This window comes from Pseudoalteromonas sp. Scap25 (assembly GCF_013394125.1).
In the GTDB taxonomy this organism is placed as follows: domain Bacteria; phylum Pseudomonadota; class Gammaproteobacteria; order Enterobacterales; family Alteromonadaceae; genus Pseudoalteromonas.
Map to the genome: position 1 here is coordinate 754,273 of NZ_CP041327.1, position 14,154 is coordinate 768,426.

Consider the following 14,154-nt stretch of genomic DNA (forward strand, 5'->3'; position numbering starts at 1 on the left):
TCAAAAATTGTGTTGTATGAAGAGGAAATTTGACCGCTATGTAATTCATTGTAAGCAATAAAATGATCTCAGTTATTAGGTGTGTAACGTTTATAATTGCACCTCAATAGTCTATTTGCTATTTTACGCGCTAATAAAAGGAATTTTTAAGGATTTAAGGATGATTCAACTACAGCGCTACCCAATGCCAGATCGACCAAGTAACCCCAGCCCTTTAGAAATGGCTATTTATAATTATGAATTACTAGCCAAAAAACACTACGATGATAAGCGCCGTAAATCTGCTGCATCTAAGGAAAAGCTACAAAGAGATTACGATCACTTACAAAAAGAACGCAAGCGTTTAGAGCACTTGCTTATCGCGCAGCAAAGCTTAGAGTCTTACCGCGCAGAAAGTGAAGGTAGTTCTGTTAAGGAGCTAGCAGAAGAAGAACATCATCCTACGGAAAAGCTTGCTAAGTTTTTACGAGCGGCAGGCGAGCCAAAACCAACTTCATATCATGAAGCACATCATATTGTGTGCGGTAAGGGACGTTATAGACAGCGCCTTACATATGCTGCGCGTTTAAGAATGCATTCGTTTGGTATTGGTATTAATGATCCAACGAATGGGGTATGGCTAAGAAACTTTGAAAAAAATAAGTCAGATGATTGGGCTACGCCTGACACTGTTTCTCACAGAAGGCTGCATCGCCATAATTATGAAGTGTGGGTGTCTACTAGTTTAAGAACCAGAGTAAATAAGCTCGATTTCATAAATGCATTACGTGGCGTGAAAATAAAAATTAAAAATCATATGATGCCAGCCAGCGTTATGATGCCTAAAAATGCTAATTGGGATGGTAAATCATGAAGTTGTTCTCGTTAAAGCCTGTTACTAATTCTTACGACATGGTTGAGTGGGACATACTTTCATTCGCTGAAAAAATACAACCAATGTTGTCATCTAATCAAGATGCTTGCATGTTTCTACTTGATATCCATATGAATAATGACTCTTTATTAGAGTATTGGCCTGAAGGTTATGAGTTGTCTTTTTTACCTGGTTATCTAAAAGATAACTACGATATAAGTATCATGGATGGGTTTATAGCTCTTCGGATGAATGCTTATGAAGCTTTAAAAGATTTATTAGCGCCTTTAGGTGAGTTTATTGAAACAAAAGCTGATGGTGAACCTATTGTAATCTTTAACTTGCGTACATTTGGACAAGAAGATGAAGCAAAATGTGAACGCGAATATTTAGACGGTTATCCTTTAGATTATATCAAGATTGCTTTCATAAATGATGATGTAAAAAATAAGCCTGTTTTTAAGAGTAAACTTACAGGTGGTTCTCGTTTGTATTGTACAGATAAGTTTAAATCTGCTGTAGAAGATAATGGATTAACGGGTGTTTATATTGACGAAGATCTCGATAATATTTTTTCTAATTAAGTTAATTTAGATAAAGAAAACATTATTTAGGTAGTGTTATATAAAACGAAAATCAAAACTACCTTTTAAAAAACAACTACTATATTTTAATGACTGAAATAAATCGGATGCTATATGCCAATAAACTTTAACTGCTTTTTTGGTGGTTGTTTTACCAATTTTTCTTACATAAAAAATTAATAATAAATTTGTATTAGTCCACATTTCAGTTGCAGTTTGAAAAGAGTTTTTTGATTTTATCTGGCAGTTCTTAATGAACGAAAACCGGACGGTAGGACAAACTGACTTTTGGACAGAAACGTTTTAGTCCATCCCGTTGATTCGCTTGTTAGGAGTTAATTATTCCGGAAAAGACATCCCACAATATAACTAAATCATTCCCGAACCATATGCCAAATAAAAACTTAAAGTAATAAATAAAAATTAATGGGAATAAAATTACACTACTAATACCCATCGTGAATAGTGAATACTTTTTCTTTTTACAACTCCATGAGGATTCAAATTTAATCCACCTCATCGTTTCAGCCCAAAAATCTAACAAAATAGCATGTGGCATTGGGTAAGTTTTTGGATGATGATACCAACCCAAGCCATATACGCACCAAGCAAAAGCATTTAATATAAAAATTAAACCTGTCCCATAAATAATAACCCACACAGGACTCTGGAATATAAGTTCTAGAAGATTTCCATTCTTAAAAATTGGATGTTCTCGAGGGTGGCTCAAAATATAATAACTCCTAACGCCGCGCTCTGCGGCAAACTTGGAACGCACCGAAAATTTGACCAACAGCAGCGCCTTGTTATGTGAAATTAAAGCTCAGGCTAAATCATTCATTAATGCCAAACACATTACTCTTTCCCAGTGGTTCGGGAAACTAGCAGAGTCAATTGCTGGTTGTAAAATGGTTCTTTTCGCAACTCCCAGATCTAAAGGAATTCGAGTCAACTCTTGAATTTGTGCTAGGTATGTAATAAGCCTTGGGCCTGCCTCTTTTGAGAATCTCAAGCCCAATTCAAAGTCAATAAAGTGTTTTTCTACTCGATTCTTTTGGATATCATTCCAATGCTCCGGAGGTCTGACGAAATATTCAATCACTCCTGGTTCGGCATTTATTCCAGCAATGTATCGCGCAAACACCCATTGTTCATTGAAGTAACGATCATTATCTAGATATGGTTGAAGAATCTGTTCTTCTTCATTACCAGCGAAAGCTTCTCCTTTTCCATCCATGTTGCAGTCTCTGCACGAAGGCACTAAGTTTACCGGCAGTACAGAAAATTGAGGATAGTGTGCTTTAGGAAGGTAATGATCCAAATTTCTTGGTCGTCCAATACCACCACAAAAAGGGCACTGTTCATTAGCAGCCGCCAGCAAGGAATTATAAATTCTACGCCCAGGCTTACCAGATTTAACAAAGTACGTGCTATATAGCTTAAGAAGTTCAGACTTTTTTAGCGAGCCTATGACAATCGGATCACAGTTACGGTGATTAGGTGTCGACTGTAATGTATACAGCTCACCTTGAGATGCTGATGCAACATAACTATCAGCGCTGACTTGAAATAGTTCAATCTCGCTGCCCAGTTTTTGCAGCAAGTTGGCGTTACCGGTAATCCCCTCTCGGCAACTGGCCATAGTTTGTACATAAGAATAAGCTGGTTGATTAAGCTTTAACATTAATCTATGCCTCTATCTCGATGCGTAACCAGCGCCATCAAGAGAGAGCGGGCCTCTAAACCAAGCTGATGATTATATTCATTCACTATCTCTTGGTAAGAACTTCCACTTTCAACCGACTTTACAAGCAAATCGTGAAACCCCGACTTGACCACCTCAAGACCAAACACCTCCCTTGTTAATACACCAACATTTTCACCGAATGTCTCGATATTGAGTCTACGAGGTTCAGTAGCTAAGCCAACTCGATTGATTTTCCATGCACTAGACTTAGGAACCTCTTGCAGTACTACAGGAGAGTGCGTGGCTATAATAGCTACACCGTTCCTATCATGAAGTAACTCAGACAAAGCGCGAACAAAAGCGGATAGTAACGGTGGATGAAGATGGCTTTCAGGTTCATCAATAAGGACTAAAGTTTTTTCTTCAACAGTTGCGACTAAGCGGGTGATCGTTAAAAGTACTACAGCATGTCCCGAACTCATTCGCTCAATGGTCTTTAGGGCTTTGGATGCTAACTCCTGACCGGAAAACTGAGAAAGATCTTTCAGGCCCATTCTCTCAAAGTTTTCATCTGACTCCAAAGTCTCTATTGCTCTTAACCATCTATCTCGCTTAGGCGTTTGACTAAAGCATGACTTTAAAGCTTGCAAAAATTCTTGGCGAATATCATTGAGACTTTTGAGAGTGTCGCCTTCCTTCTTTAACCCTACATAGAAATAACAAGTGCCTTGCGAGGGATCTGGTTGCTCTATTGGAGGTTCAAAGGGGTCAAAAGCACTAAATGAAACGGAAACCAAACTACTGAAATAATCGTTGCTGATGGGGTTTTCTTGCCAACCTCCAACATCATAAAACTTCGAGGTAGAATGGCCCTTGCTTGTAATAGCTTCAATCATCCCATTAAGAAGTGTTGTCTTTCCTACGCCATTTCGACCGATGACTGCATGAATGTTAGTACTTGGTTTAGAATCAATCTTCACCTTAAACTTCAATTCAAAACCAGACATCTTATCAGACTCGGGTCTGGAAAATTTGAATTCAAAATTTGTTAGTGGGGGCTGGCCAGCCAACACCCTAGGAAACTGTCCTTTGATAACTGATAAGCTGACATCTCTTAACAAGGCGGTCCGAAAAACCTCTTCCTCTTGAGCTACTTCAATCAGCCTTGGAGATAAAACGATGTCTTTTAGTGCCGATAGTAAATTAGTTCTTAACGGTTCTACAAATGATGATATTTTACGATAATAGTCGACATCTTGCCCAACAGAGAAATAACCATCAGATAACTGCTGGAAGGAATTTCCTAATAAGGTGTGAGTTGATTGTTCAGTAGTTTGGCCTTTAAAACCAATTTTTACATTACCGAGATCATGAAGAACACCTTTCTCGTCATATAGTTCCAAATAAAACATGGTTACGAACGAGAAATCGTTCCAATGATCAATCGTTAGGTAAGCAGTATTCAAACCTGACTGAGGAGTTTTCATACCTCTTGCAAGAACAATAAAATTCATTTCTCAGTACTACTTATCATCGGTGAATATCACATAACATTTTAGTATTTATGCGACACGCAGTTTGTGTTGCATAATCGCTTGTTGGACTGAGCCGCTACCAGCTCGGTGTATAGAGTTGGTGTTGTTTATGCTATGGGAATTTGTTTTTATGGCCTAAGTGATATCAAACCAATTTCATTGGCGTGTCTATCGTATCTAAGCAATCCCTGTGCTACTCAGCGTTTATTATGTGCCTATTAAACCTAATGTTTAACCGTTAAGCAATGATCTTTTTCTCACGCACAGTCGCTACTAGCCCGAGCAGTTAAGCAGGTTAACTCATTGATTTGATGCAGCAGGCAAGGCTGCTAACTCGTTCGCGCTATTTTATTTGTCGTCATATCCAAATTCATCACACCAATAAATCGTAAGATACCCGCCTTCCATGACTGGCAAGGCCAATGCGGTATTAATGGTTCTTGCTCTACCTTCGGCTTCACCGCTTTGAATGGGGTTATTGATGCTTGAGCCTTTATTAACCCTAACTTTCGCTTGCGACACGCATTAGCTAAAAAGCCATAGTGGCGAATGCGCATAAACCCTTTAGGCAATGTATCTACACCCGTGATTTACAGCAAGATGTAAATATTGCTGTAAGCCTGTTAAGTAATATCTTCTAACTCGTTTTGGGGCAAAAGTGAGTTAGAGCGGAACGTCCGAAAACGACATTATTGAGAAGTAAGCGACCGAATTTAAAAGTACACAAGTCTCAAACGAGCAATTGCCGCCATTAAAGGTGATCAATGTCTACATATATCTCATCCTGATTTATTCGTTCAGTTACGATATTAGATAGTTCGTAATCTTCAACTAAGGTAACAAGAGCATCCAACTCATTACCTTCACGAGTGCAAGGTTCAGACTTCCACAAGTCTTCAATACGCTTCAATGCTTCTTCTAAATCTGTTTTTGATTTTATAGATATGATGGTCATTGAGTTCTGCTCCTTACTCCACAATTTATTTTTTAATTATGGCAGATATGCCATAGTTAAAGTTGTTTAAGGAAGTTATTCATTAGGTTAACAAGCTGCTGACCTAATCTGAAGGCGCAATAGCTTGTTGCAACTGAGAGTCTTCTTTCGCACAATAACAGCCCATATCCCTATAAAATCCGGTAGACCGCAATTGGCACAAACGCGACTATCAGAGTGAGTTGGAGCATTAATAAGTTCAAATCAACGTTTTGATCTCTAAAGCGATAGCTTCTTGTTGAATTAAGAAAAGGATAAAATTTGGCTTCATGCTTTACAGTCTGCATTATAATGCGCATCACTCCTCAAACACTTTTCTTTTATGCGTTATAGGCATACTTAAGCCTGTTTACGGTATTTTTAATAAATTCACGGCCAGCTATAGTATCTATAAATGTTAAAGGTTTTTTAGAGTCGAATTGAAGTGAAGGGGTATTTAACCAGATATTAAAACGTTCTATATTTTCAAAGTAATTAAGGCAAAAATAGCAGGTTTTTGCAACTTCAAATATATTTTCACTTAAAGTGGTATTTAAAAGCTTTAATTCTTTTTTATAGCGTACATATGAGCTATTGCTAGTTCTAATAGCTGAAGAAAATATTCGTATACTCCAGCCTAACTCTATCCTTAAACGTTCAGCATTTTTGATATCTACACCTTGATGTATAAAGTTAATTTGTTCTAGATAACTAGATTTTTCACTGATCTTTCTATTGCTTAAAATCTCTATAAGGTCTATTTGTTTGTGAATTTCAGAGAAGCTATACATAGCAACACCTTAAATTAAATTATGTTTCCTCGTGTAACTGAAATCGATGTTACCTGTAGAGGTCTACTTGAGATAAATTCTAGCGTATTTACCGCAATTCACTTAACCCCAAAGCAATAGCCTCTTGCTGAAAGCGGCCTGATATATTAATAATTCGCTCATAGGCACCGGTTAAAAAATGTTTCTCTGTTGCTTCAGGTCCATTGTTCATAGCTGGCTGCTCAAAAAAGTCAGCAAAGTTATCAAAATCGAACTGGGTTTTGGAAGGTTTTTTACTTTGTTTATTAAAAGTAATATCGCTTGAATTTTCATCTACAGTGTTTTCTCCAGCAGCAGTTTCAATCTTTTCAAACTTAACTACATCAGCTTCAAATGGAACATCTTGATTAACCCTATACGCATACTCTAAAAGCTTAGGTTCGGCGGGCATGTACATAATAGCTTCTTGGTTTTTAGAGTTTGTTACCCTCAGTATACGGCCCAATATTTGCCGAAAATGCATTTCTGTTTTTATATTTGTAAGGTGACAGCAAACCTGCAAACGAGGGATATTTGTACCTTCGCTAATCATACCAACAGAAATAATCCACTTAGTTTGTGCATACCTAAACTGCTGAATAATACCCGTAGGTTCACTCTCTCGGTAGGTTACAACAACGCTATCCTCGTCAAAGTAAGTTCGCATTAACATAGAGATTTGATGGGCATGCTCAACAGACGATGCAACAATCAACCCTGCTGCATCGGGGTTTTTCAATCTGATTGAGGTCAGCTTCTTTTGAGCTGAAGAGATTATATATTTTATTACCGCTTCATTTTCAATAACTTCTTGATAAGAAACGCCAGAGTCGTTTAATAACGCTTTAAAGCAGTTAAATGTTTTGGTTTCAGCGTCATCTACAACTGTAATGCGGCTATTATCAACAGCTACTATTTGTGGAACCCGACAAACATTATCTCCAATAGCCTCAGAAAGCCCATAAACGTAGTCACACGCTATTTTATTGTTAGGTTGCTGATATGATGAAAGAACAATAGGAGCAGCGTCAGAGCGCCAGGGAGTGCCTGTTAAGGCTAATGTGTACTGTGCTTTATTTTGAATGTTAAGTATTATCTGCTCACCCCATGCATTTGCATTGTCAATATTAGAGCCAGCACAATGATGAATTTCATCAAATATTACAAAAACACGATATCGTTCAAATAGCTGCCAAAAGTGCACATCTAAATACTGTAAGCTTTGATAGGTTAAAGCTCTACCTTTAGCGCCAATAAGCCCATCAAATCGTTCATTCGTTTTTAGCTGTAAGCTTTCCTTAAAGTCTTGGGAAACAATAGACGACGGGGAAAAACAAATGATTAAATCGACCATATTGCTTTTTAATAACTGGTTAGCTAATTCTGAAGCCATCAAAGTTTTACCCGCCCCAGGAGTTGCCAAGGCTAAAAAGTGGCTATTGACGTTCTGATATTGTGTAAGCGCAAAATTAATACATTCGGCTTGCCATAGTCTTAGTTTCATATTTTTTCTAATGCTTCGCTCTGCTTCAGTAAGCCTTCAATCGCTCTAATCTTGCCAAGTATTCTGGTATTGTTGTCTCTTGCTTTGTTGTATTGTGGCTGTAGTTCATCTACCAGTTCGGGTGACTCCAAATAGAGCTCTTTATACGCCTCTGATTCCCCCATATTCAATAATAACTCGGCTTTGTAATGGTTTAACTTACTAAGTAACAGCGCATGTTTATCATTTTCTTTTTCTGTGATTGAAATAGGTATTGAACTAGCTAAGTGAGTAATTACCTCAACATCAAAGCTCTCTGTTTTATTGAATCGCGTAAATCCTTTTTTATTTGATACCACCTTTTTCAGCCAGCCTTTTTTAACAAGCTTGAGCAGTTCTGCGTATATACTTCGCCTAACTGCGGTAGGTATCAACGAAGCATCACTTTTTAATGTTAAGTACGCCGAGCGTACATCACTTGTTGTAAAGTTATCAAAATTTGGTGCAACAATAATTTGAGCTACGAGAGGGTCAAATTTCAAAGTAAATCCTAATGAACTTCTTATAATAATGGGTATTATAGGGCGTGGTAGTTAAGCGCTCAACATGAAAATCTAATCATTTTGCCTTGAGGAAAATCAGGTGAGTGATTTAGTTAAAAATTTTGGTGAAAAACTACGAGAAAAACGTAAAGAAGCCGGCTATTCGCAAGAAGGTTTTGCCGCCTATGTAGGTATAGAACGCGGTAATTACGGAAAAATGGAAAGAGGTAATGTTAACATTAAGCTCGAAACTCTCTACAAGTTAGTGAATGCATTAAATTGCGAGTTTGAAGAGATACTACCGGCAAGACAAAAATATAAAATTGATCTAGGTTAGCTAAAAAACTTTCGGGTATTAATTTTTTATCAATTATTTAAATATTTAGGGTATATTAATCACCATTACCTTAGGAATAACTATTAGCTACAGAGTTGTTTTTAATAAAATAAATCATCTTTAACTCTCTGGCTAACAAGGACTTAACTTATATGTTTGAACAAACTTTTAAAAACATCGACGACATTTTTCATAAAGACGCAGGCTGTTCCAGCGAACTAGACTACACCGAGCAATCGTCGTGGATGCTATTTTTAAAATACCTTGATGACTTAGAGTTCACTAAGTCTCAAGAAGCCGAATTAATGGCAGAAGATTACCAATACATTATTGAAGAAAAATACCGTTGGAGTTCGTGGGCAGCGCCTAAAACTGCTAATGGTGAGTTTGATCACGACAACGCCTTAACTGGCAGCGATTTAATGGATTTCGTTGATGGTGAGTTATTCCCTTACCTTAAAGGTTTTAAGCTGCGTGCTAAAAGCCCTGACACTATTGAATACAAAATTGGTGAGATTTTTAGCGAAATCAAAAACAAAATTCAAAGTGGTTATTCACTGCGTGATGCACTAGAGAAAGTAGACGAACTGCGTTTTCGCTCACAAGAAGAAAAGCACGAGCTTTCCCATCTTTATGAAACAAAAATTAAAAGCATGGGTAACGCTGGCCGTAACGGCGGTGAATACTACACACCACGCCCATTAATTCGCGCCATGATCGACGTATTACAGCCACAAATTGGCGAAACGATTTACGACGGTGCCGCAGGTTCGGCAGGTTTCTTATGTGAAGCATACGACTACCTTCGCCAAGGTGGTGCCAGCAACAAGCAGCTTTCAACCAGCGACTTAAAAACCCTGCAAGAAAACACCTTTTACGCCAAAGAGAAAAAATCTTTAGCGTACGTTATCGCCATTATGAACATGATTTTGCATGGCATTGAAGCACCTAACGTTATTCACACCAATACACTGGGCGAAAACCTACAAGACATTACCCCAAGCAACCAGCACGATATTGTATTAGCTAACCCGCCCTTTGGTGGTAAAGAGCGTAAAGAAGTTCAACAAAACTTCCCGATTAAAACCGGTGAAACTGCCTTTTTGTTTTTGCAGCACTTTATAAAAATGCTCAAGCCTGGTGGCCGCGCCGCTATTGTTATTAAAAACACCTTTTTATCGAATACCGATAACGCCGCCATTGCTTTGCGTAAAGAGCTATTAGAAAACTGCAACTTACACACCGTGCTAGATTGCCCAGCCAAAACCTTCTTAGGCGCTGGTGTAAAAACCGTGGTGTTGTTTTTTACCAAAGGCGAACCAACTCAAAAAACTTGGTTTTATCAACTAGACCCTGGCCGCAGCTTGGGTAAAACCAATCCGCTAAACGATAACGACTTAAAAGAGTTTGTAGAGTTACAAAAGGGCTTTGAAGACAGTGCTAAGTCTTGGTCATTAGCTACGACTGAACTTGATGATACAGCATGGGATTTATCGGTAAAAAATCCGAACCAAGCAGAAGAAACCTCACTGCGTGAGCCACAAGCGATCATAGAAGAAATCATCGCGCTTGATAAAGAGAGCGAAGCGATTCTTGGTAAGATTCAGGAGTTGTTGTGATGGGGTGGTCCATATCTAAAATGAGTGAAGTCACTAATATAATAAGTGGTGGAACACCTAAAAGCGGTATTTCCGACTATTGGTTTGGTGATGTTAAGTGGATTACGCCGAAAGATATGGGGAAAATCACTGGTATTTACGTCTCAGAAACAGGTAGAAATATCACTCGACTAGGGCTAGAGAAATCTTCAGCTAAGCTAATTCCTGAAAGCTCGGTAATTCTCTCAACCCGAGCACCTATTGGTCACCTAGCTATTAATAAAGTCCCTATGGCAACGAACCAAGGTTGCCGGGGGTTAGTACCTAAAAGCACTTTAGATACCAAGTTTTTGTATTATTTTTTATTGAAGAGCGTCTCATTATTAAATGATTTGGGAAGTGGAACTACTTTTAAAGAGCTATCTAAAACTGCTTTAGAGAAAGTAGAAATACCACACCCTGAGATTACCGAACAAAAACGCATCGTCGCCATTCTCGATCAAGCCTTTGCCGATATAGAACAAGCCCGCGCCAAGGCTGAGCAAAACCTCAAAAACGCCCGTGAGCTATTTGAAAGCTATTTGCAGCAAGTGTTTAGCCTGCGTGGTGAGGGGTGGGTTGAGATAACCCTAGGGGATGCAGCAGAAGTAAGCACAGGCGGAACACCGCTTAAATCCAAAAATGAATTCTGGGATGGGGATATTCCTTGGTATTCATCAGGGGAGCTTAACGATACTTTCACAATAGAATCTAAAAGCTGTATTACAGCAGCCGGGCTAGATGGTTCAAATGCCAAGATACTTCCTGAGGGCTCCTTATTGGTTGGCATGTACGATACAGCAGCTTTAAAGATGTCTATTTTGGATAGGGACGGTGCTTTTAATCAAGCTATAGCTGGAGTAAAGCCAAATAATAGAATTAATCTGGAGTTTATACTTCATTCGATTAATTCTATTAAACCTGAGCTGTTGAAGCTTAGGCGTGGTGTTCGTCAAAAGAATCTTAATAAAAGTAAGATTAAGGGGATACCCATTAGGCTTCCATCTTTAAGCGAGCAAAATCAGGTAGTGGAAGAGCTAAGGCTAATTAGAAGAAACACCGATGACTTAGCTGTTATTTATACTCAAAAATTAAACGATTTAGACGAACTCAAAAAATCCATCCTACAGAAAGCTTTTTCCGGCGAGTTGACCAAAGAAAAAGAAGGAGCTGTGGCCTAATGACTCAAGCAAGGACGCGTAATGAAGCCGACACTAGAGCGGATTTAATTGACCCTAAATTAGTCGCTGCCGGTTGGGGGGACGTTGATAACAGCTTTATTCGCCGCGAGCTTATTTGCCCTGGTCAAATTATGGCCGGTGGTAAACGCGCTAATAAAGTCCCGTGTGATTATGTGCTGGTGTACAAAGGCCGTAAGCTTGCCGCAGTCGAGGCCAAAAAAGAAAGCCTGACTTATAGCGAAGGTGTACGCCAAGCAAAAGATTACGCAAAGCGCTTACAATGTCGTATTGCGTATGCCACTAACGGCCATGAGGTTTACCAGATTGATATGCTCACCGGTATTGAGACGCTGGTAGATGAATACCTGTCACCGCAAGCCCTTTGGGATTTAACCTTTGAGCAAAAAGGCGATAAACCAGAAGCGGATTACACCACCGCTTGGCGTGATGCGTTTTCTACCATTCCTTTTGAAGCTAAAGGTGATTGGGCTCCGCGCTATTATCAAGAAAACGCCATTCACAATGCCCTTGAAGCCATTGCTCAAGGCGAGCCTCGAATTTTGCTAACGCTTGCTACTGGTACGGGTAAAACCTGTATTGGCTTTCAAACAGCGTGGAAGTTATTTAAAACCCGTTGGAGCTTAACCGCGCAGAAAGATATAAGCCTTGCTAAAAAGCGCCCGCGTATTTTATTTTTGGCCGATCGTAATATTTTAGCCAATCAGGCATTTAATGATTTCGGGCCGTTTGGTGAAGATGCTATTGTGCGTATCACCCCTGAAAATATTCGCAAACGAGGCGGCGTTCCTAAAAATGCGAGTGTGTTTTTTACTATTTTTCATACGCTTATGTGTGGGCCTAAAACCGAATTAAAAGAAGCCACAACAGAAGAAGATGAAAATGCGCCAGTCAACAAGGCAGAAAACCCGTATTACGAGCAATACCCAGCTGATTTTTTTGATTTAATTATTATTGATGAATGTCACCGTGGTGGCGCAAATGATGAAAGTGTATGGCGTGATATTCTTAATTACTTTGCCCCCGCTGTACAGCTAGGCTTAACCGCCACACCGAAGCGTACCGATAACGCTGATACCTATGGTTACTTTGGCGAACCCGTTTACAGCTATACTCTAAAAGAAGGCATTAACGATGGTTTTTTAACGCCATTTAAAGTGTTACCGATTGTTGGCACTATGGATGAGTACAAGTATATCGAGGGGGATGGTGTTGTTGTAAAAGGCGACCCTGAGCCTGGTAAACTGTATAAAGAAGGTGACTTTAACCGCATTATTACCATACCTCAGCGCGAAGAACGCCGTGTACACTATTGGATGGATCGCTTTAATCCTAAAGAAAAAACCATCGTGTTTTGTGCAACACAAGTTCATGCCGGTATGGTGCGCGATTTTATTAATCAGTACGCAGTTAAAAAAGGCTGGACCACCAACACTAACTATTGTGTTCGTGTTACTGCTAACGATGGTGTAGCGGGTGAAAATGACTTAAAAACCTTTTGTGATAATGAAAAAACCATTCCGACAATCTTAACCACATCACGCAAACTCTCTACTGGTGTCGATGCACGTAATGTACGCAATATTGTGCTTATGCGACTTTGTAACAATATGATTGAGTTCAAGCAGATCATAGGCCGAGGCACCCGCACATACGATGGCAAAGACTACTTTACCATTTACGACTTCGTAAAAGCGCACCATAACTTTGCTGACCCAGCTTGGGATGGTGAGCCAATACCCAGCGAAGTATGCCCAGAGTGCGGCACAACCCCATGCCAATGTGAAGACACTGGCGGCGAAGGTGCCGGTGAAAAGAAACCGTGCAAGGTGTGTGAACAAAAACCATGTGTTTGTGAAAAGCCAGAGCCTGAAGGCTGTGAAAAATGTGGCGAGAGACCATGTGTGTGTGAAAAGCTCGAAATAAAGCTCTCAGACGGCCGTACGCGGCAAATTAAGCATATATCCTCAGCAATGTACTGGAGTGCTGAAGGCAAGCCCATTACAGCTAAAGAGTTTGTTGAACGTATGTTTGACGACTTACCGCGCTTTTTTGAAAACGAAGACCAACTACGTGAAATTTGGAGTGACCCAACCACCCGCGAAAAGCTATTAGAAGACTTAACCGAAGCGGGTTACGATAGCGAAAAGCTCGACAGCATGAAGGCCGTAATTGATGCACAAGATAGCGACGTATACGATGTTTTATCCTACTTAGCGTATGCCTCAGAGGCACAAACACGCACAGAACGAGCTCAACAAGCAAAACCTAAAATAAATTCAGCGTTTAGCGACTATAAACAACAAGAGTTTATCAACTTTATATTAAGTAAATACATTGAAGACGGCGTGCAAGAGCTTGCACCTAAAAAAATGCGCAGCTTAGTAGAGCTTAAATACAACACAATTAACGACGCCGCCATTGAGTTTGGATCACCGGCAGCTATACGCGACACGTTTATTGGTTTTCAGAAGTATTTATATGAATAAGAAAGAATCATTTGGAAAAAGCTTAT

General features: G+C 39.4%; 12 protein-coding genes and 1 pseudogene. 6 read left to right on the forward strand and 7 right to left on the reverse strand.

Annotated elements, in window-relative coordinates; all coding sequences use genetic code 11:
* The first annotated feature begins 160 nt into the window (after positions 1-160).
* Both FLM54_RS03460 and FLM54_RS03465 read left to right on the forward strand, forming a co-directional pair.
* Positions 161-853: an AHH domain-containing protein gene (locus tag FLM54_RS03460; RefSeq protein WP_178955206.1), complete on the forward strand. Its 693-nt coding sequence runs from the start codon at positions 161-163 to the stop codon at positions 851-853.
* Positions 850-1,437: a hypothetical protein gene (locus FLM54_RS03465; RefSeq protein WP_178955208.1), complete on the forward strand. Its 588-nt coding sequence runs from the start codon at positions 850-852 to the stop codon at positions 1,435-1,437. Before FLM54_RS03460 ends, FLM54_RS03465 begins: the two co-directional genes overlap by 4 nt.
* Positions 1,438-2,260: 823 nt before the next feature.
* Here the strand turns inward: FLM54_RS03465 and FLM54_RS03470 are convergent.
* The 7 genes and pseudogenes from FLM54_RS03470 to FLM54_RS03500 form a co-directional block, all read right to left on the reverse strand.
* The gene (locus FLM54_RS03470) at positions 2,261-3,121 is read right to left on the reverse strand and encodes an HNH endonuclease (RefSeq protein ID WP_178955210.1); all 861 of its coding nucleotides are present in this window, start codon (positions 3,119-3,121) and stop codon (positions 2,261-2,263) included.
* Positions 3,121-4,638: an AAA family ATPase gene (locus tag FLM54_RS03475; RefSeq protein WP_178955212.1), complete on the reverse strand. Its 1,518-nt coding sequence runs from the start codon at positions 4,636-4,638 to the stop codon at positions 3,121-3,123. The genes FLM54_RS03470 and FLM54_RS03475 overlap by 1 nt, the downstream gene beginning before the upstream one ends.
* A gap of 350 nt (positions 4,639-4,988) precedes the next feature.
* Positions 4,989-5,231 (reverse strand): annotated as a pseudogene (locus FLM54_RS03480) (IS91 family transposase); the annotation flags it as partial.
* 179 nt (positions 5,232-5,410) lie between these two features.
* Positions 5,411-5,614: a hypothetical protein gene (locus FLM54_RS03485; protein ID WP_178955214.1), complete on the reverse strand. Its 204-nt coding sequence runs from the start codon at positions 5,612-5,614 to the stop codon at positions 5,411-5,413.
* Between the two features lie 359 nt (positions 5,615-5,973).
* Positions 5,974-6,423 carry an MbcA/ParS/Xre antitoxin family protein gene (locus FLM54_RS03490; protein ID WP_178955216.1) on the reverse strand — a complete coding sequence of 150 codons (450 nt, stop codon included), beginning with the start codon at positions 6,421-6,423 and terminating at the stop codon, positions 5,974-5,976.
* A gap of 88 nt (positions 6,424-6,511) precedes the next feature.
* Entirely contained in the window at positions 6,512-7,945 is a 1,434-nt protein-coding gene (locus FLM54_RS03495) for a DEAD/DEAH box helicase (protein ID WP_178955218.1), read from the reverse strand.
* Positions 7,942-8,466 (reverse strand): hypothetical protein, encoded by a 525-nt coding sequence (locus FLM54_RS03500; protein WP_178955220.1) that lies wholly within the window; start codon positions 8,464-8,466, stop codon positions 7,942-7,944. Before FLM54_RS03500 ends, FLM54_RS03495 begins: the two co-directional genes overlap by 4 nt.
* Positions 8,467-8,566: 100 nt before the next feature.
* On the opposite strand from FLM54_RS03500, the gene FLM54_RS03505 reads away from it, so the two are divergent.
* From FLM54_RS03505 to hsdR, 4 genes are all read left to right on the forward strand, one after another.
* Positions 8,567-8,803, forward strand: a complete 237-nt coding sequence (locus FLM54_RS03505) for a helix-turn-helix domain-containing protein (RefSeq protein ID WP_064665408.1) — start codon at positions 8,567-8,569, stop codon at positions 8,801-8,803.
* A gap of 152 nt (positions 8,804-8,955) precedes the next feature.
* A complete protein-coding gene (locus FLM54_RS03510; RefSeq protein WP_178955222.1) occupies positions 8,956-10,422 on the forward strand; it encodes an N-6 DNA methylase in 1,467 nt (488 codons plus the stop codon).
* Entirely contained in the window at positions 10,422-11,621 is a 1,200-nt protein-coding gene (locus tag FLM54_RS03515; protein ID WP_256729732.1) for a restriction endonuclease subunit S, read from the forward strand. Before FLM54_RS03510 ends, FLM54_RS03515 begins: the two co-directional genes overlap by 1 nt.
* Positions 11,621-14,128: an EcoAI/FtnUII family type I restriction enzme subunit R gene (gene hsdR, locus FLM54_RS03520; RefSeq protein ID WP_178955226.1), complete on the forward strand. Its 2,508-nt coding sequence runs from the start codon at positions 11,621-11,623 to the stop codon at positions 14,126-14,128. Before FLM54_RS03515 ends, hsdR begins: the two co-directional genes overlap by 1 nt.
* Positions 14,129-14,154 lie beyond the last annotated feature (26 nt).